Consider the following 17716-nt stretch of genomic DNA (forward strand, 5'->3'; position numbering starts at 1 on the left):
AGGTAGGGCACACCGTGGCCCAGTTCATCTACGTCCTGGAGAAGGCGCGTAAGGCGCACGGCGACAAGGTCGTGCTCGACAACGTGACGCTGAACTTCCTGCCAGGCGTCAAGATCGGTGTGGTCGGCCCGAACGGCGCCGGTAAGTCCAGCCTGCTGAAGATCATGGCCGGCCTGGACACGCCGAGCAACGGCGAGGCCCGGCTCATGCCCGGTTACACGGTCGGCATGCTGGCGCAGGAGCCGCCGCTGAACGAGGAGAAGACCGTCCTCGGCAACATCGAGGAAGCGGTCGCGGAGACCAAGGACAAGCTCGAGCGGTTCAACAAGATCGCCGAGCAGATGGCCACCGATTACACCGACGAGCTGATGGAGGAGATGGGCCGGCTCCAGGAGGAACTGGACCACTCCAACGCCTGGGACATCGACGCCCAGCTCGAACTCGCGATGGACGCGCTGCGCTGCCCGCCGCCGGACGCCGACGTCACCCAGCTCTCCGGTGGTGAGCGCCGCCGCGTCGCGCTCTGCAAGCTGCTGCTCGAAGCGCCCGACCTGCTGCTGCTCGACGAGCCGACCAACCACCTCGACGCCGAGAGTGTGAACTGGCTGGAGCAGCACCTGTCCAAGTACGCCGGCACGGTCATCGCGATCACCCACGACCGGTACTTCCTGGACAACGTCGCCACCTGGATCCTCGAACTGGACCGCGGCCACGCGTACCCGTACGAGGGCAACTACTCCACCTACCTGGACAAGAAGGCCGCCCGCCTCGCGGTGCAGGGCCGCAAGGACCAGAAGCTGCAGAAGCGCCTCACCGAGGAGCTCGAGTGGGTCCGGTCCAACGCCAAGGCCCGGCAGACCAAGAGCAAGGCCCGTCTCGAACGGTACGAGGAGATGGCCACCGAGGCGGAGAAGACCCGGAAGCTGGACTTCGAGGAGATCCAGATTCCGCCGGGCCCGCGTCTCGGCAACACCGTCATCGAGGCGAAGGACCTGGTCAAGGGCTTCGACGGCCGTACCCTGATCGATCATCTGTCGTTCTCGCTGCCGCGCAACGGCATCGTCGGCATCATCGGCCCCAACGGCGTCGGCAAGACCACGCTGTTCAAGACCATCGTCGGGCTGGAGCAGGCGGACGCCGGTTCGGTGCGGGTCGGTGAGACGGTCAAGCTGTCCTACGTCGACCAGAACCGGGCCGGCCTCGACGGCGGCAAGACCGTCTGGGAGGTCGTCTCCGACGGCCTCGACTACATGATGGTCGGCAAGGTCGAGATGCCGTCCCGCGCCTACGTGGCCGCCTTCGGCTTCAAGGGCCCGGACCAGCAGAAACCGGTCAAGGTGCTGTCCGGTGGCGAGCGGAACCGGCTCAACCTCGCGATGACGCTGAAGATCGGCGGCAACGTGATCCTGCTCGACGAGCCGACCAACGACCTCGACGTCGAGACCCTCTCCAGCCTGGAGAACGCGCTGCTGGAGTTCCCCGGCTGCGCCGTGGTCATCTCCCACGACCGGATGTTCCTGGACCGGGTCACCACGCACATGCTGGCCTGGGAGGGCACCGACGAGGACCCGGACAAGTGGTTCTGGTTCGAGGGCAACTTCGAGGCGTACGAGAAGAACAAGATCGACCGGCTGGGCGCCGAGGCGGCCCGACCGCACCGGGTGACCTACCGCAAGCTCACCCGTGACTGAGCGTTTCATCTACGACGTGCCCGTGCGCTGGTCCGACATGGACGCGTACGGGCACGTCAACAACGCTCGCTTCCTCACTCTCTACGAGGAGGCGCGGGTGGCGATGTTCTTCGTCGGGGCCAAGGCGCACGGCCTGGGCTCCTTCGAGGAGGGCATCGTGATCGCCCGCCACGAGATCGACTACGTGCGGCCGATCGACTTCGGTGACCCGGTCCGCATCGAGATGTGGGTCTCCGAGCTGCGGGCCGCGGCGTTCACGGTCTCCTACGAGCTGTTCGACGACGGTGTGCTGGCCAGCCGGGCGAAATCCGTGTGTGTGCCGTACAACCTGGTCAAGGGGCATCCGCGCCGCCTCTCCGACGCCGAACGGGAGTTCCTGGCGCCGTACGTCGACGCCGAGGACCGGTCATGAGTTCGCACGGCCTGCTCGGGGTTCCCGACGCGGGCGCGTTCCTGGCGCGGCTCACCCGGCTCGATCCGGCCGCGCCGGTCCGGCTCCGGTCCTCCGGCGGGCGGACCGCGCTCTGGGCCCGGCTTCCCTGGGAGGTGCTGGTCACCCGTGAGGTGGCCGGCCCCGGCCCGGGCGACGCCACCGTCTCCGCCGCCGAACTGCTGGCCGTGCTGGCCGCCGGCGGGGAGGCCCTGCCGGAACGCCGGGACACGCAGTGGCGGTGGCCGCTGCCGCCGGCCGCCAGCCGGGCCGTCGAGTCGATCTCCGGCGCCGAGCTGGCCCAACTCGCCGCGGCGGCCGCCGGGACGCTGCGGGAGGTCGCTTCGGGCGGTTTCCCGGGCCGGGCGGTCGGGCAGCGCGCGGTTCGCGACGCGCTCCTGGATCACGTCGCGCTCGTCGTCACGCCCGAGGACGGCGCTCCCGTACAGATCTCCCAGCGTCTCGTCCAGGCCGTCGCCCGGATGGGTTTCCTCGGTCCGCGGGACGCGGATCCCGCGGAGGTGAGGGTTCGGGTGGCAAGCGGCTGGGTGGGAATTTCTGCACCATATGGAGTAGCTTGGCGACAGAGCGTTCACAAATTGACTGTTATGCCGATGGTGAGTCACCCGAAAGGGTGACGCCACCTCGTTCTTCCGGTCCCGCCCTCTCGTTAGGGGGATGACCTTCAGGAACGGTACGGGTACCGTCTGCCCTCGGATCCACTGCAACACCCGGCTCTGGGTCTGTTGGGGAGTGAGGTGCACACGATGCCGTGGTGGTCATGGCGTCCGGGATCGGCTGCGAGCGATGAGCCGGATACCGGTGGCGAGGTGGCGGTGCAGAGCTCCGTTCGCGTCGGTGTCCCGGCCCAGCGCGAGCCCAGCCGCTCCGGAGCTCCGTCCGAACTGTCCGCGACCGGATCGTCCGATCTGGTCCTGCCGGTGCAGCTCGCGCGCGTCGGTAAGGCGCTCGATCTGCTCGACATCCGGTTCCTCGCCGACGGCGGCGGCAGCCTCCTGGCGATGTGGGAGCGGCACGCCGTGCTGTTCACCCTGGAGGGGCCGGACGACGAGATCCTGGTGATGCGGGCCCGCCCGCACGCGACCGTCCCGCCGGACTGGGCCGACCGCGCCTACCGGGTGGTCAACGAGTGGAACCACACACGCCGCTTCTGCAAGGCCTACGTCGGCGACCCCACCGAGCGGGGGCAGCTCCCGATCTACGCGGAGCTCCAGGTCCCCCTCGCCGCGGGCGTCCATGACACCCTGCTGGTCGAGCTGCTCGACTGCGGCGCCGCGGTGGCCACCTCCTTCGTGGACTGGCTCCACGACGAGGGAGCATTGCTCTGATTGCTCCGCTTCGCTCCGCGGCGATTCGCCTGGTAACCGGTGACTCAGGGCACGATTTTCCGCCACCGCACACCCCGCGGCGTCGAAAAATCGTGCCCTGAGTCACCGGCGGCGAATCGCGGGATTCAGCGCAAGGGGAACATGCCGATTCGGCCGTGGTATTCGCGGCCCAGCTGGTCGGTGTCCGAGCCGACGAGCAGGCCGTCCGGGGTGACCAGGAAGGTCCGCACGCCGACGCCCCGGGACCGGGTGGGATTCCACTCCAGGGCCTTGCCGGTGCTCGGGCTGACCGCGCCGATACCGGGCCGGGAGACCGCGCCCGGCCCCGGCCCGTTGCCGTCCGTGCCGTACGGGTTGTCGAACCACCGCTGGTGCCCGCCCAGGTAGACGGCCGGCCCGGTGATCGCCACCGCGTACAGGGAGTCGCCGCCGGTGCGCTGCACCCACGTCGGGTTCTGCCGTCCGGTGCTCCGGACCTCGAACCGGGCGGCCGAGTCGCACAGCTTCTGCGCCGACGACGCCCGGCCGGTCGCCGCCACCACGACGTACGACCCGTCCGGTGAGAACTTCACCTGCCGCAGGTACGTGTCGAAGCCCTTCATGCAGGTCGGCTTGAACGCGTCGGTGTACCAGTTGGTCAGGCCGGCTCCGGAGCCGCCGACGTCGAACTGCGCGATCTGCGTACGATCCGCGCCGCCCGACCGCAGGAAGGCGCCGACCGCGATGAGCCGGGTGCCGTCCGGTGAGACGTCGAAGTGCTCAACCCGGGTCCGTTTCAGGCCCGGTCCGGCCAGCCGCGCGTCGAAGCCCTGGTCCACGGAGCCGGTTTCGCCGTTGAGCCGGACCAGCCCGACCCGCTGCACCCCGTTGACCGCCGAGAAGGTGCCACCGGCGTAGAGCCGTTCACCCCGGCTGACGATCGCCCGGATGTCACCCCAGTTGACCCGGGCGTTGAAGGAGCCGTAGCGGCTGCCGTCACGCATCGACATCCGGGCCAGGCCGCGCTGCTGCGCCCCGTTGACGGTCTTGAACGCGCCACCCATGTACACCGAGTGGTCGGGGCCGGCGGCCAGCGAGTAGACCGCACCGTCCACCCGCGGGGCGAAGGTCCGGATCTCGCCGTCGTGCAGCCCGAACGCGAAGATGTTCTTCCGCTCGTAGGTCTGCCGCCGGCTGCTGTCAGCCACCTTGGTGAAGGCCCCGCCGACCACCACCGTGTCGTCGACCAGCGCCATCGACCACACCGTCCCGTCGAGCACGTGCGGCGTCCAGTCCACCGGATTGTCGGAGACCACCGACGGGTGGGCGCGGTCGGCCGTGGCCGGCACGGTATCGATCACCGCCGGAACGGCGACGACCGCGACAGCGGCGGCAGCGAGCAGGCGACGGCGCATGAGACGGCTCCCGAGATCGTTAGTGACATTACGATCAACGAGTCATCGCCGGTCGCGACACTGTCAGTGCGCGGGCTCCGCGGTATCCATCGTGTTCACCATGAAATGTGCCGCTCGCTCGAGATAGTCCCAGAGCTCGGCCTCGTACGGCGTGGGCAGACCGAGGGAGTCGACCGCCACCCGCATGTGCCGCAGCCACGCGTCGCGGGCCTCCGCGTCGACCCGGAACGGCGCGTGCCGCATCCGCAGCCGGGGATGCCCGCGACTGTCCGAGTACGTGCTGGGGCCGCCCCAGTACTGGATGAGGAAGAGCGTGAACCGGTCGGCGGCCGGCCCCAGGTCCTCCTCCGGGTACATCGGGCGCAGCAGCGGGTCTTCCGCGACGCCCTCGTAGAACTTGTCCACGAGGCGCCGGAACGTGGGTTCGCCGCCGACGGCTTCGAAGAGGGTCACCTCTCCATCCTGCCAGCACCCGCGGCGGGTTCCGGTGCGCCCTGACGCGGCCAGGACAGAACGATGAGAAGCATCACCACGGCGCCGCCGATGCTCCACAGCCCGACGACGAGCGGCAGCCGGAAATGGTCGGCCAGGGTGCCGGTGACGATGACGGCGGTGAACTGGGTGATCTGCACCCCGCTGCCGACGACCCCGAAGGCACGGGCCCGGTAGCCGTCCGGCAGGGCCAGCGTGAAGTTCGCGTTGAGGGTCGGCAGCAGCGCGCCCTGGGTCAGCCCGGAGAGCATCACCAGCGCCGCGACGAACGGCGCCGGCGGCGCGAAGATCGACGGCACGAGCAGCAACGGCATGGACACCGCGAGGTACGGGACGAGCCGCGCCCGGCGGTCGGCGGGCACGAGCCGGCTGAACAGGATGCCGCCCAGGACGAACCCGAACGGCCCGGCCGCCATGATCAGGCCCTGGTCGAGGTTCGACGAGCTGTGACCGGGGGTGCCCTCGACGGCCCAGGCGGCGGCGAGCCCCTCCGGGACGATGGCGAAGACGGTGACCGTGAACACCACGGTCACGATGGAGCGCAGCAGCGGGTGGGAGAAGACCAGCCGGAACCCCTCGCCGGTCTCCCGCAGCAGGTGGGTCCGCCCGCCGTCCGGGTTCGTGGCCGGCCGCGGCCGCACCCCGGACGCCACCAGCAGCGCCGACACCAGGAAGGTCAGGACGTCCAGGCCGAGCGCGATCCGCGGGGTGAGGGCGACGGCCAGGGTGGCGCCGGCCAGGTAGCCGACCACCTGGGCGGTCTGGCTCGCGGTCTGCTGGAGCGCGGTGGCCAGCGGCAGCCGTTCCCGTCCGACCAGCTCCGGCAGCAGCGCCGAGCGGGCCGCCTGCGCGGGCGGCGCGGCGAGCCCGGCCAGGAGCAGGATGAGCAGCATCAGCGGCACCGGCATGTGCGGCACGAGCAGCAGCGCGATCAGGGCCATCCGGGTCAGGTCCGCGACGATCATGACCCGGCGGTACGGGTAGCGTTCGGCGATCGCGGACAGCAGCGGCCCGACGATCCAGGGCAGGAAGCCGACCGCGAACGAGGCCGCGGAGAGCAGCACCGACTGGCTCTTGTGGTAGACCAGCACCGTCACGGCGGCCCGGGACAGGTAGTCGCCGAGCCAGTTGATCAGGGTCGCGAGATAGACCGCGCGGTACTCCCGCAGGCGGAAGAGGCTTCGGAAAGTAGCGTTTCCCCCACTGTGTGTAGCCGTTCTGGGGTCGTTCGCCACCGAAGCCTCCATCGCTTTCGACGATCGCCGAAGCACGACGAAGGCCGTGCGCGCCCGCTGATCTCGGGGGATGGGCGCGCCGCATGAGCAGAATCTGTAGCGGATTCTGCCCGATCGTCCTAGTCGATGCTAGTGAAGTCGAGTCGAAGATTGGCCGTTCGGGCGAGGTGGAATCGGGTCCTGTGCCTTAAGTGCTGGTCAGGTGGGTCCACCGGGGCGTTGCGGCTCGGTCGCGGAGGGCGAGGAATTCTCGTTGCCGCCCATCCACGCGGGCGGAACGGCGCTGCGCGGCAGGAGCCGGGACGCCGCGATCCGCTCGGACAGCCCCGAGGTCTCCAGCGACTCGGTCAGCGCCCGGCGCAGGTCCCGCTGGATCACCACCTGACTGTCCGCGGTGGTCTTGGCGATCGTCCGGATCACCGCGCCGTCCACGGTGAGCTGTTCGACGCCGATCACCTCCGGCGGCTCCAGGAACTCGGTCTGGTGTTCCGGCTCGCCCGCCACCGACTCGGCCGCGGTCCTCAGTACCGCGATCGCCTCCTCCGAGCTGACGAAGCCGATCGGGATGTCGACCACGACCATCGCCCAACCCTGGCTCTTGTTGCCGACCCGGACGATCTCACCGTTGCGGATGTACCACAGCACACCGCGGGCGTCGCGGACCGTGGTGATCCGCAGCCCGACGCTCTCCACCACACCGGTCGCCTCGCCCAGGTCGACCGTGTCGCCCACGCCGTACTGATCCTCCAGCAGCATGAACAGGCCGGCGATCAGATCCTTGACCAGGCTCTGCGCGCCGAAGCCGAGCGCCACACCGACGATGCCGGCGCTGGCCAGCAGCGGTCCCAGGTTGAAGCCGAGCTCACCCATCACCAGTAGCGCGGCCATCGTGAAGACCACCGCGCTGACGAAACTGCGCAGCACCGAACCGATCGCCTCGGCCCGCTGGCGGCGCCGCTCCGGGATGAACTGTCCCTCCTCGGCGGTGACCGTCACCTTCTCCTTGAGCGGCCTCAGCAGCGCCGGCATCGAGGCGCGCGAGGTGCTCGACGCCAGCCGGGAGATGGCACGGTGCAGCAGCCACCGGATGAGCATCGCGATCAGGATGATCCCGATGATCCGCAGTGGCTTGATGACCACCACGTAGCTGCTGTTGCCCAGCCACTGGCTGCCGGTCCACTCGACGATCCGGTCACAGAGAACGTTCTCGCCGCAAGCCTTTTTGACGTCGGGGCTCGTGTAGAGGTCCGGCGACGAAGGTGAAGGGGTGGGGGGAGCTAAGAGGAACACGGGGACAGAAGCTACCGGGTCCGGCCGGGTGAAGACCTCTGACGTTTACCGCGTAGCCACAGATTGTGCTCGCAATTTGGTTATTCATCAGGGACTATTGGCGCACGGGCCCCGTACGGCGAGGCCCACATCACACACGCATGGGCTATGGGAGCGGTCAAAAGCAACTGACACCGGAAGGGTGATTGCGATGCCTGACATACGACCCACGGTTGGCTCTTCCGCGTTGGTGCTGAACGCTACCTACGAGCCGCTGTGCGTCGTATCGGTGCGTCGAGCGACCATCCTCGTCCTGACCGCCAAGGCGGAGTGCGTCTCCGACGGCGACGGCATCCTGCACAGTGCCCACCACACCCTCCCGGTCCCCTCCGTGGTTCGTCTCACGCGGTATGTGAAGGTTCCGTACCGCACGCATGTCGGGCTCTCCCGCCGGGCCGTCTTCGCCCGTGACGGCGGCCGCTGCGCCTACTGCCGCGGCTCCGCCGAGACCATCGACCACGTCTTCCCGCGCAGCCGGGGCGGCCTGCACGCGTGGGACAACGTGGTCGCCGCCTGTGCCAAGTGCAACCACAGCAAGGGTGACAAGACCCCGGCCGAGCTCGGGTGGCGCCTGCACGCGCTGCCGGCCGCCCCGCGCGGCGTGGCCTGGCGGGTGCTCGGGCACCGGACCCCCGATCCGCGCTGGATGGACTGGCTGGACCTGCCGCCCGCCCCGGTCGAGACCGCCGAGGCGGCCTAACCCTTCGCGACCAGGGAGGCGAAGACGACGATGTTGTCCTCGTAGCCCTCCTCCCCGCCCAGCCATCGCCCACCACACGTCATGAGGCGCAGCAGCGGGCGCGTGTAGTCGCCGTAGACCCGCTTGGCCGGCAGCTCGTTCTTGTCGAACCGTTCCACCGAGTTGACCTCGAAGACCGCCTTCGTGCCGTCCGCGCGCCAGACCCGGATCTCCTGGCCCGGCTTCATCGTGTCCAGCTTGTGGAAGACCGACGGGCCGGTGCGGGTGTCGGCGTGCCCCACGATCAGCGCCGGGCCGTACTGTCCCGGGGTCGGGCCGCCCTCGAACCAGCCGGCCTCGTTGTGCCGTTTCAGCGGTGGGACGTCCACCGAGCCGTCGTTGGCCAGCCCCACCTCGAGCACCGGCGCCGACACCCGCAGCGCCGGGATCTCCAGTCGTTCCGGGCGGCTCGGATCCAGGACCGGGTACTCCCGGGGCGGTGGCTTGTCCGGGCCGCGGAACAGGCCGCCGACGTCGAAGCCGGTCGCGAAACCCAGACCCATGCCGACCACGAACAGCCCGAGGAAGAGCAGCACCAGCGCGATCACCCCGATGGTCCCGGCGCGGCGGCCCCGCACCGGGGGCGGCGTCGGCATCCGCCGGGGCAGCGGGATCCGGAACGGTGACCGCCCACGGGTCACCGGCGTGGGCGGCAACGGCCCGGTGACCACCCCGGGCGGCGGCGCCGTGATCACCTGGGCCGGGCGCTTGCGCGCGACCGCCTCCGGCACGCGAGCGCCGGACGGCGGGGTCTCCTCCCGGGCCACGGCCGCCTCAGCCGAGTCGCCGGCGGCGCAGCGACACGACGCCGAGACCCAGCCCGGCCAGTACGGCGAGCAGGCCGCCGCCGATCAGCGTCGACCCGATCGCGCCCCCGGCGGTGCCCCCGCCGCCGGTGGCCGGGCCACGGCTCGGCTCGACGCCCGCGACCACGTGCAGGGTGGTCGTCGCGGCGCCGCCCTCCTGGCAGCGCAGGGCCACCGGGTAGTCGCCGGGTTCGGTGTCGGCCGGCACCCGTACCGTCGCGGTCAGGAAGCCGAACTCCGGTGAGACGGTGACCGAGCCGATCGGCTCGGCCGTCACCGTGGCCGCTTTGAGATTGTCCTCGCAGGACGCCCGGATGGAGAGCTCGTCACCGGCCGGGACGGTGCTCGGGTTCAGCTCCACGAAGACGGCGGCCGCCCGCGCTCCGGACGGGACACCCAGAAGAACGAGGATGAGCGCCGCCGCAGCGGCGGGGACGGACGTACGCATAGGATCCCCCTCCTGCCGTTCGCGACCGAAAGCACGCGGACGGCGCGTGAGGGTGATTTTCGCACCTGCGAGCGCGATCCGCGTAGATCCCGACGGCGTGAGACCCCGGTTCGAGACCCGACGGTCCGGTACGACCAGCGCTCCGCTACGGTGATTGATGTTCGGAATACGCAGGATCATCCGGCGCCTGGGGGCGTTCAGTTGTCAGTAATCAGCACCGTTCTGGTCTTCGTGATCATTCCGGTTGTGATCATCGGGACGATCTCGACTCTCGTCTTCGCCGGCTCCGACCGGTCGAAGCCGGATCGCCGTTACCGCCCGGGGCGTCCCTACGACTTCCCGGCGATGTGGTTCACCGCGACGCCGAAGCAGGTCGCACCGGCGTCCGCCGGTCACACCGGACTGGTCATCGAGGACAGTTCCGGCGCACCGGTCCGGCCAGGTCCCACAGGAGGCGCAAGTGACAGTTGGTGAGGTCACCCCGCTCGAGCAGCCCGCCGAGGGTCCCTTCTCGACCCGGCAGCTGCTGCGTCTCGACGAGGCGCTCCGGGTCGCCGACCAGGTGACCGGGCTCAACTTCAGCATCTACCTGGGCGACCTCGGCGAGCCGCTGCGCGACGCCGCCGAGGAACTGCACCGGCAGACCCGTGACCCGCAGCGCGCGGTCCTGATCGCGGTGTCGCCCAACCAGCGCAAGCTGGAGATCGTCACCGGCGCCGACGCCCGCAAGCGGATCTCCGACCGGGACGCGAAGCTCGCCGGCCTGTCGATGGCGGCGTCCTTCGCCGGCGGCGACCTGGCCAACGGCCTGCTCATCGGGATCGACCAGCTGGCCACCCACGCCGGGGCGGCGTAACCCGCCTAGCGCCACTGGGCGGGGTTCACCCGGATCGGGTAGGGACTGTCCAGCTCGACCTGGCCGTCGGCGTCCTCGAGCGCCTGGTAGGACTCGCCCACCAGCGCATGGACGCGGAGCACCGGCCCGGCCTCCACCCGCCAGTAGGCGGGGATGCCGGCCGCCGCGTACACGGCCGGTTTGAGCAGCCGGTCGTAACGCCGTGTCTCCTCCGACTCGATCTCCACCACCAGCGCGACGTCCGCCGGGTCGACCCAGATCGACCCGGAGGAGTGCGGCCGCAGCACGGTCACGTCCGGCACCAGGTTGCTGGTGCCCATCTCGATGCCGAGCCGCGCGCACACCCACCAGCCGGGCGGGGCCGCCGAGCGCAGCGTGGTGACCACGCTCTCGACCATCGAGTCGTGTCGCGGGTCGGCCGGTGGAGTGACGTGCAGGCTGCCGTCGAGGATCTCGTACCGGTGCCCGTCCTGGGGGAACAGGTGCAGGTCCGGCTCCGTCCACCGGCCTTCCGGCGCGCTCCACCGCACCGGGGAAACCTGGCTCAGCATTGTCAAGGCCACCTCCATCACCGGGGAGTGTCAGACTACTCACACTGAGTTGTTTCCCGTGGCCAACGCGGCGGCAAGTTGCCACATGTGAAAGGCCCGCCCCACCAAAGTGGGACGGGCCGTCATCACATCCGGTCAGGCGGAGCGGTCCTTCGCCCGGGCCTTCAGCGCCCGCAGCACCCCGTCCCGGCCCTCGGCGACCAGCCGCCGCAGCGACGCCGGATGCCCCTCCCGGGCCAGCCACGCGTCGGTGAGGGCCACCGTCTCGTCGCTGATCTGGTAGGCCGGGTAGGCGAGCATCGCGAACTCCTGCGCCGGCTCACTGTCCGAGTGCGCCCACACGTCCGCGACGACCTCGAAGAACTTCTCCGCGTACGGCGCGGTCAGGGCCACCTGCCGGGTGCTCTGGAAGCCCTGGAGCAGCGACCGGTTCAGCCAGTTCGGCGGCGCCTTCGGGCCGGTCAGCTCGGCCCACACGCGCGCCTTGTTCTCCGGCGTGGGCAGCAGCGCCCGGGCGATCGCCGCCTCCCGCTCGCCGCTGGCCGTCTTGTCGGCGGCCAGCTCGTCGTCGATCTCGGACTCCCCGGCGGCGCCCAGCGCGGACAGCGCCTGCAGCAGCGACCAGCGCAGCTCGGTGTCGACGACCAGCCCCTCCGGCTTGGACCCGCCGGTCAGCCAGCCGCGCAGCACGGCCGCCTGCTCCGGCGTACGGGCGGCGGTGATGAACGCCCGCGCCCAGGTGAGCTGCCACCCGCTGCCCGGCTCGGCGGACGCCAGCTGTGTCTCCGCCAGGCCGGCCAGGGCGGCCCAGCCGTTCGGCGCCCACTCCGGGTCGGCGAAGCTGGTCAGCGCCGTGGCGGCCTGCCGCAGCGTGGCGGTCGCCAGGTTGACGTCGTCCTCGGCCGGCAGCCCGGCGACCACCAGGGCCACGTAGTCGCGGGTCGCCATCTCGGCGTCGCGCAGCATGTCCCACGCGGCCGCCCAGCACAGCGCCCGCGGCAGCGCCGAGTCGAACCCGGCGATGTGGCCCACCAGGGTGGCCAGCGACCGCTCGTCCAGCCGCAGCTTCGCGTAGGTGAGGTCCTCGTCGTTGAGCAGCAGCAGGTCCGCGGCCCGCACCCCGGTCAGGGCGGTGATCGCGGTCCGCTCGCCGGCCACGTCCACCTCGATCAGCTCGCGCCGGACCAGCCGGTCGCCGTCGAGGTCGTACAGGCCCACGCCGATCCGGTGGGTCCGCAGCGTCGGGTAGTCGGCCGGCGCCTCCTGCGACACCACGACGCTCGCGTAGTTGCCGTCCGCGTCGATCTCGACGACCGGCCGCAGCGTGTTGACCTGGGCCGTCTCCAGCCACTGCGCGGCGAACTTGCGCAGCTCCCGGCCGGACGCCGCCTCCAGTTCGGTGAGCAGGTCGTCGAATGTGGCGTTGCCCCAGGCGTACTTGCCGAAGTAGGCGCGCAGACCGGTCAGGAACGGGTCCAGGCCGACGTACGCCACCAGCTGCTTGATCACGCTGGCGCCCTTGGCGTACGTGATCCCGTCGAAGTTGACCTCGACGGCCTCCAGGTCCGGCATCTCGCAGTACACCGGGTGGGTGGAGGACAGCTGGTCCTGCCGGTAGCCCCAGGCCTTGCGGATGGACAGGAACGTCGACCAGGCGTCGGAGAACCGGGTGGCCTCGGTGTTGCACCAGTGGCTGGCCCACTCGGCGAACGACTCGTTCAGCCACAGGTCGTTCCACCAGCGCATGGTGACCAGGTCGCCGAACCACATGTGCGCCAGCTCGTGCAGGATCGTGTTGGCGCGCTGCTCGTACTCGTAGTCGGTCACCTGCGACCGGAAGATGTAGTGCGACTCGGCGTGCGTCACGCAGCCGAAGTTCTCCATCGCGCCGGCGTTGAAGTCCGGCACCCAGAGCTGGTCGTACTTCGGCAGCGGGTAGCGCACCCCGAACTGCTCGTGGAAGAAGTCGAAGCCCTGCTTCGTGATCAGGAACAGGTCGTCGGCGTCCAGGTGGCGGGCCATCGAGGCGCGGCAGAAGACGCCCAGCTCGATGCCGTCGTGCGAGTCGCGCACCTCGTGGTAGGGACCGGCGCAGATCGCGGTGATGTAGGTGCTCATCCGCGGTGAGGTGGTGAAGTGGACGGTCTTCGCGCCGAAGCCCGCCTCCTCCTCCGACTCCACCGGCATGTTCGAGACGACCTTCCAGTGCCCGGGAGCGGTCACGTGCCACGTGAACACGCTCTTGAGGTCGGGCTGGTCGAAGCACGCGTACGCCCGCTGGGCGTCCGCCGTCTCGAACTGGCTGTAGAGGTAGACCTCCTTGTCGACCGGGTCGAGGCTGCGCTGCAGGCCCTGGCCACTGGCCGAGTACTTGAAGTCGCCGGAGACCACCAGGGTGTTCTCGGCGGCGAGGCCGGACAGCGGCAGGCCGGTCTCCGGGGACCATCCGCTGAGGTCCAGCGGGGCGCCGTTCAGCGTCGCGGAGTGGATCTCGGCGGCCGCCGCCTCGGCGAACGTCGCCGCACCGGGCTCGGCGCACCGGAAATTGATCACTGCGGTGGACCGGAACGTGTCGGAGCCGGGGTTGCCGTGCCCGTCGGTCAGGTCAAGGGTGATGTCGTACCCGGTCACCTCGAGCAATCGACCACGCTCGGCAGCCTCGACCTGGGTCAGGTTGTGAACACCGGCCACGTGCACTCTCCTTCGAGCTGACTGCGTTTACCCGAAGCCTATGCGGCGACGGCGACGCAACTCACCCCGACTGGCGGCGGAAGAAGGAGGAAGATCGAAGCATGACAGAACGTGCCACCGTCGACATGTGGTTCGACCCCCTCTGCCCGTGGGCCTGGATCACCTCCCGCTGGCTGCTGGAGGTGGAGAAGGTCCGTCCACTGGACGTCCGGTTCAACGTGATGAGCCTGTCGGTTCTCAACGAGGGCCGCGACGAGCTTCCCGAGCGCTACAAGGAGCTGCTGGCCAAGGGCTGGGGCCCGGTCCGGGTCTGCATCGCGGCCGCCGAGGCCGCCGGCCCGGCGGTCCTGCGTGACCTCTACACCGCTCTGGGCACCCGGATCCACCTCCAGAAGTACGACATCGAGGACCCGAAGCTGTTCCAGGAGGCGCTGGCCGAGGTCGGCCTCGACCCGGGCCTGGCCGAGGCGGCGCACACCGACGCCCGCGACGAGGCGCTGCGGGCCAGCCACAACGCCGGCATGAAGCCGGTCGGCACCGACGTCGGCACCCCGGTCATCCACGCTCCCGGCCCGAACCCGGGGGAGACGGTCGCCTTCTTCGGCCCGGTGATCACCCCGGCGCCCAAGGGTGAGGCGGCCGGCAAGCTCTGGGACGGCGTGGTCCTCGTCGCCGGCACCCCGGGCTTCTACGAGCTGAAGCGCAGCCGCGACCTCGGCCCCATCTTCGATTAGTTGCTTTTCGGGGGCGAAGGCCCCCGAAAAACGATGCTCGGCCTTTCGCCCGTCGTTGGATGGGGTGATGTACACCTCACCCAACGCGGAGGCGGGTATGCCGCAGTGCGAGCCGATCGGTTCGAGTTTCAGCGTCCAGCGCGGATTCTGGACCGATTTGTCACCAGAAGTGGCTTCTATGCTGGCTCCTCCGGTGACCGTCACGGCAGCGCCCGCCGAACGCGCGGTGAATTCCTCCGCCGGGGCACGGTTGAGCAGGTCACCCCGGACGACTCCGGCTGGTGGGCGCAGGCGGCATGCCGGGTAAGTTGCCTGCCATGACGGTCGTGCACCCGATCAGCCGGGCCTGGATCACCAACGGGGGTACCGGGGCCCAGAACTACGACGAGTTCGCCGACGACGCCGAAATCACCGACATCATCAAGGCCAACCCGCACAGCGCGTTGGCCGTCGAGATGCCGCACCTCGCGCCCGAGTCCCTCGGGAAGTCCTTCCTCGAGTCGCTGCCGGACGCCGTGGTCCGCCTGCAGCGCGATCAGGCCGAGGAGAAGTACCGGCAGGCTGAGCACGTCGTGGTGCTCTACCGCATCACCGCACCGGGCGAGGCGCCCGCCTACGGCCTGTGGAGCATGGTCGAGACCGGCCAGATCTCCACCAGCGCCGACGAGCCCGGCCTGGTCATCCGCAACGAGGACGTCTTCATCAGCAAGGTCCGCGAGCGGGTCGCGCTGGCCGAGGCGGTCAACACCCTGCTCTCCCCGGTGCTGCTGCTGCAGACCGGCCGCGGCGAGGAACTGCACGCCGCGCTGGCCGAGGCGATCGACGCGGCCGGCGAGCCGGCCGCCACCGATGTGGACGGCTCCGGGCGTACCCATGCGATCTGGCCGGTCGGCCCCGGCGAGTCGCAGGACCGGCTGCTCGCCCTGGCCGGTGGCGGCGAACTGGTGGTCGCCGACGGCAACCATCGCAGCCTGGCCGCGCAGACCGGCGGGCTGGAGCGCTTCCTGGCCGTCGTCACCACCCCGGCCTCGGTGTTCATCCAGCCCTACAACCGGCTGGTCAGCGAGCTGCCCGCGTCACTCGACGAGCTGCGCGAGAGGCTCCGCGCGGCCGGCGCGACGGTCACCGAGCTGCCGCGCGCCGCGCAGCTGCCACCCAAGGGCACCATCGAGATGTACGCCGCCGGCCGCACCTTCGCCCTGGAGTTGCCCACCGATCCGGCCGGCAGCACGGTGGAGAACCTGGATCACGCCCTCGTCGAGCGCGTCCTGCTGCGCGACTCGCTGGGCCTCGACCCGGGCGACAAGCGGATCTCCTACATCGGCGGCGACTACCCGGTCGAGTGGTTGCGCGGCGAGGTCGACGCCGGCCGTGCCGAGCTGGCCGTCCTGATCGCCCCGGTCACCGTGGAGGACTTCGTCGAGGTGAACCTGGAGCGGCTCAAGCTGCCCCGCAAGAGCACCTGGTTCACCCCGAAGGCTCGCGGCGGCCTGGTTCTCGCCGACATCCGCTGATGCTCCACCCGCAGGTCACGGCCGCCGCCGCGTTGCGTCGGCGGCCGTCTTCGGAGGAGCTGGCCGCCGACCCGTACCAGCGTCTGCTCGGCGTGCGGGCGGCCATGGAGGAGTCGAACGAGGCGGAGACCGGCCCGGCCCTGCCCCTGCCGGTGGTCGCCGACTTCGACGCCGACGGCGTGCCCTGCCGTCTCTACGCCACCCGGACCGGGACTCCGGTCCTGGTCTACCTGCACGGCGGCGGCTGGTGCTACGGCAGCATCGAGACCGTCGACCGGTTCTGCCGCCGGGTCGCCGAGCGCTCCGGCTGCGCCGTGGTGTCGGTCGGCTACCGCCTCGCCCCGGAGCACGTCTTCCCGGCCGCCGTCGAGGACGCCGAGACGGTCGTGTCCTATCTGCGCCGCTCCGGCGCCGACTTCGGGCTCGACGTCTCCCGGCTGGCCATCGGCGGCGACAGCGCGGGCGGCCAGCTCGCCACCGTCACCGCCCGCCGGCAGCGCGACGCGGCCACCCCGCTCGACTTCCAGGTGCTCATCTACCCGGCCCTCGACCCGCTGACCTCCGCCGAGTCGTACGACGAGGTGGGCCGGTACGGCCTGGACCGGGCCTCGATGAAGCTGGCCTGGGAGACGTTCGTCCCCGATCCGGTGCGCCGGCTCACCCCGGACGTGGCGCCGCTCGCGGTCGCCGACCTGTCCGGGATGCCGCCCACCCTGCTGATCACCGCCGAGTACGACGCGCTGCGCGACGAGGGCGCCGACTACGCCGACGCGCTGATCGCCGCGGGCGTCCCGGTGGTGCACACCCGCTACATGGGTGTGAACCACGGCTTCGCCCGCAAACTGGCCACCATCGACGCCGCCCGGGCCGCGGCTGATCAGGTGGCGTCCGCCCTGCGTTCGGCCCTCACCTTCTGAAAGACTTCTGTCATGCGTCTCTACCTGGGTTCCGACCACGCCGGCTTCGAGCTGAAGAACCATCTCGTGAACCACCTGAACAAGCAGGGGCACGACGTGGTCGACGTCGGACCGCACGTCTACGACGCCGAGGACGACTACCCGGCGTTCTGTTTCCACACCGGTGCCAAGGTGGTCGCCGACCCGGGTTCGCTCGGCATCGTGATCGGCGGCTCGGGCAACGGTGAGCAGATCGCCGCGAACAAGGTCCCCGGCGTACGCTCCGCGCTGGTCTGGAAGACCGAGATCGCCGAGCTGGCCCGGCAGCACAACGACAGCAACGTGATCGCCATCGGCGCCCGCCAGCACACCCTCGACGAGGCCACCGCGTTCGTCGAGGCGTTCATCGCGACGCCGTTCTCCGGCGACGCCCGGCACGCCCGCCGGATCGGCCAGCTCACCGACTACGAGGTCGCCCGCGAGCTGCCCGAGCTGCCGGACTCCGCCGCCGTCGCCTGAGCCTCACCTCAGCTGGTCGTCAGAGCTGTTTCCCACGCGTGG

At 70.3% G+C, this 17716-nt stretch carries 19 protein-coding genes; 11 read left to right on the forward strand and 8 right to left on the reverse strand.

Annotation, left to right across the window (positions count from 1 at the left end; genetic code table 11):
• Positions 1-14 precede the first annotated feature (14 nt).
• The 4 genes from ettA to J5X75_RS20220 all read left to right on the forward strand — a co-directional run bounded on the left by ettA (position 15) and on the right by J5X75_RS20220 (position 3470).
• Complete coding sequence (gene ettA, locus J5X75_RS20205; RefSeq protein ID WP_208468951.1) at positions 15-1691, forward strand: energy-dependent translational throttle protein EttA; 1677 nt, start codon at positions 15-17, stop codon at positions 1689-1691.
• Positions 1684-2103 carry an acyl-CoA thioesterase gene (locus J5X75_RS20210; RefSeq protein WP_208468952.1) on the forward strand — a complete coding sequence of 140 codons (420 nt, stop codon included), beginning with the start codon at positions 1684-1686 and terminating at the stop codon, positions 2101-2103. The genes ettA and J5X75_RS20210 overlap by 8 nt, the downstream gene beginning before the upstream one ends.
• Entirely contained in the window at positions 2100-2759 is a 660-nt protein-coding gene (locus tag J5X75_RS20215) for a DUF8185 domain-containing protein (protein WP_208468953.1), read from the forward strand. Before J5X75_RS20210 ends, J5X75_RS20215 begins: the two co-directional genes overlap by 4 nt.
• A gap of 129 nt (positions 2760-2888) precedes the next feature.
• Positions 2889-3470 carry a type III secretion system chaperone family protein gene (locus tag J5X75_RS20220; protein WP_208468954.1) on the forward strand — a complete coding sequence of 194 codons (582 nt, stop codon included), beginning with the start codon at positions 2889-2891 and terminating at the stop codon, positions 3468-3470.
• A gap of 125 nt (positions 3471-3595) precedes the next feature.
• Here the strand turns inward: J5X75_RS20220 and J5X75_RS20225 are convergent, their stop codons facing one another.
• From J5X75_RS20225 to J5X75_RS20235, 4 genes are all read right to left on the reverse strand, one after another.
• Positions 3596-4864, reverse strand: a complete 1269-nt coding sequence (locus J5X75_RS20225) for a delta-60 repeat domain-containing protein (RefSeq protein ID WP_208468955.1) — start codon at positions 4862-4864, stop codon at positions 3596-3598.
• A 63-nt stretch (positions 4865-4927) separates the two neighbouring features.
• Positions 4928-5317 carry a globin gene (locus tag J5X75_RS44450; protein ID WP_307798176.1) on the reverse strand — a complete coding sequence of 130 codons (390 nt, stop codon included), beginning with the start codon at positions 5315-5317 and terminating at the stop codon, positions 4928-4930.
• On the reverse strand, positions 5314-6591 hold the full coding sequence (locus tag J5X75_RS20230; RefSeq protein ID WP_307798177.1) for an MFS transporter: 1278 nt from the start codon (positions 6589-6591) through the stop codon (positions 5314-5316). The genes J5X75_RS44450 and J5X75_RS20230 overlap by 4 nt, the downstream gene beginning before the upstream one ends.
• 198 nt (positions 6592-6789) lie before the next feature.
• The gene (locus J5X75_RS20235) at positions 6790-7881 is read right to left on the reverse strand and encodes a mechanosensitive ion channel family protein (RefSeq protein ID WP_208468956.1); all 1092 of its coding nucleotides are present in this window, start codon (positions 7879-7881) and stop codon (positions 6790-6792) included.
• Positions 7882-8071: 190 nt separating this feature from the next.
• Between J5X75_RS20235 and J5X75_RS20240 the strand changes: the two genes are divergently transcribed.
• On the forward strand, positions 8072-8620 hold the full coding sequence (locus J5X75_RS20240; RefSeq protein WP_183227749.1) for an HNH endonuclease: 549 nt from the start codon (positions 8072-8074) through the stop codon (positions 8618-8620).
• Here the strand turns inward: J5X75_RS20240 and J5X75_RS20245 are convergent.
• Positions 8617-9426: a class F sortase gene (locus J5X75_RS20245; protein ID WP_208468957.1), complete on the reverse strand. Its 810-nt coding sequence runs from the start codon at positions 9424-9426 to the stop codon at positions 8617-8619. The genes J5X75_RS20240 and J5X75_RS20245 overlap by 4 nt on opposite strands.
• Positions 9427-9433: 7 nt before the next feature.
• The gene (locus J5X75_RS20250; protein WP_208468958.1) at positions 9434-9913 is read right to left on the reverse strand and encodes a hypothetical protein; all 480 of its coding nucleotides are present in this window, start codon (positions 9911-9913) and stop codon (positions 9434-9436) included.
• Positions 9914-10159: 246 nt separating this feature from the next.
• Here J5X75_RS20250 and J5X75_RS46560 point away from each other — a divergent pair, with 246 nt between their 5' ends.
• Together J5X75_RS46560 and J5X75_RS20255 are read left to right on the forward strand one after the other, a co-directional pair.
• Positions 10160-10387 (forward strand): hypothetical protein, encoded by a 228-nt coding sequence (locus J5X75_RS46560; RefSeq protein WP_443607219.1) that lies wholly within the window; start codon positions 10160-10162, stop codon positions 10385-10387.
• Positions 10374-10769, forward strand: coding sequence for a DUF5130 family protein (locus J5X75_RS20255; protein ID WP_208468959.1), 396 nt, complete (start codon positions 10374-10376; stop codon positions 10767-10769). The genes J5X75_RS46560 and J5X75_RS20255 overlap by 14 nt, the downstream gene beginning before the upstream one ends.
• A gap of 5 nt (positions 10770-10774) precedes the next feature.
• Here the strand turns inward: J5X75_RS20255 and J5X75_RS20260 are convergent, their stop codons facing one another.
• The gene (locus J5X75_RS20260) at positions 10775-11320 is read right to left on the reverse strand and encodes a Uma2 family endonuclease (RefSeq protein ID WP_238488655.1); all 546 of its coding nucleotides are present in this window, start codon (positions 11318-11320) and stop codon (positions 10775-10777) included.
• A gap of 135 nt (positions 11321-11455) precedes the next feature.
• Positions 11456-14011: an aminopeptidase N gene (gene pepN / locus J5X75_RS20265; RefSeq protein WP_208468961.1), complete on the reverse strand. Its 2556-nt coding sequence runs from the start codon at positions 14009-14011 to the stop codon at positions 11456-11458.
• 101 nt (positions 14012-14112) lie between these two features.
• On the opposite strand from pepN, the gene J5X75_RS20270 reads away from it, so the two are divergent.
• From J5X75_RS20270 to J5X75_RS20285, 4 genes are all read left to right on the forward strand, one after another.
• On the forward strand, positions 14113-14745 hold the full coding sequence (locus J5X75_RS20270; protein ID WP_188121362.1) for a mycothiol-dependent nitroreductase Rv2466c family protein: 633 nt from the start codon (positions 14113-14115) through the stop codon (positions 14743-14745).
• Positions 14746-15062: 317 nt separating this feature from the next.
• On the forward strand, positions 15063-16259 hold the full coding sequence (locus J5X75_RS20275; RefSeq protein ID WP_208468962.1) for a DUF1015 family protein: 1197 nt from the start codon (positions 15063-15065) through the stop codon (positions 16257-16259).
• Positions 16259-17176 (forward strand): alpha/beta hydrolase, encoded by a 918-nt coding sequence (locus J5X75_RS20280; protein ID WP_208468963.1) that lies wholly within the window; start codon positions 16259-16261, stop codon positions 17174-17176. The genes J5X75_RS20275 and J5X75_RS20280 overlap by 1 nt, the downstream gene beginning before the upstream one ends.
• Positions 17177-17188: 12 nt before the next feature.
• A complete protein-coding gene (locus J5X75_RS20285; protein ID WP_208468964.1) occupies positions 17189-17674 on the forward strand; it encodes a ribose-5-phosphate isomerase in 486 nt (161 codons plus the stop codon).
• Positions 17675-17716 lie beyond the last annotated feature (42 nt).

It is taken from the genome of Actinoplanes flavus, from assembly GCF_017592555.1.
GTDB lineage: Bacteria > Actinomycetota > Actinomycetes > Mycobacteriales > Micromonosporaceae > Actinoplanes > Actinoplanes flavus.

What these genes read in the sequence shown, in the direction of transcription:
- J5X75_RS20215 (WP_208468953.1), top strand. Translation starts at nt 2,100, where the DNA reads ATGAGTTCGCACGGCCTGCTCGGGGTTCCCGACGCGGGCGCGTTCCTG.
- J5X75_RS20220 (WP_208468954.1), top strand. Translation starts at nt 2,889, where the DNA reads ATGCCGTGGTGGTCATGGCGTCCGGGATCGGCTGCGAGCGATGAGCCG.
- J5X75_RS20225 (WP_208468955.1), bottom strand. Translation starts at nt 4,864, where the DNA reads ATGCGCCGTCGCCTGCTCGCTGCCGCCGCTGTCGCGGTCGTCGCCGTT.
- J5X75_RS20240 (WP_183227749.1), top strand. Translation starts at nt 8,072, where the DNA reads ATGCCTGACATACGACCCACGGTTGGCTCTTCCGCGTTGGTGCTGAAC.
- J5X75_RS20250 (WP_208468958.1), bottom strand. Translation starts at nt 9,913, where the DNA reads ATGCGTACGTCCGTCCCCGCCGCTGCGGCGGCGCTCATCCTCGTTCTT.
- J5X75_RS20260 (WP_238488655.1), bottom strand. Translation starts at nt 11,320, where the DNA reads ATGCTGAGCCAGGTTTCCCCGGTGCGGTGGAGCGCGCCGGAAGGCCGG.
- J5X75_RS20270 (WP_188121362.1), top strand. Translation starts at nt 14,113, where the DNA reads ATGACAGAACGTGCCACCGTCGACATGTGGTTCGACCCCCTCTGCCCG.
- J5X75_RS20275 (WP_208468962.1), top strand. Translation starts at nt 15,063, where the DNA reads ATGACGGTCGTGCACCCGATCAGCCGGGCCTGGATCACCAACGGGGGT.
- J5X75_RS20280 (WP_208468963.1), top strand. Translation starts at nt 16,259, where the DNA reads ATGCTCCACCCGCAGGTCACGGCCGCCGCCGCGTTGCGTCGGCGGCCG.
- J5X75_RS20285 (WP_208468964.1), top strand. Translation starts at nt 17,189, where the DNA reads ATGCGTCTCTACCTGGGTTCCGACCACGCCGGCTTCGAGCTGAAGAAC.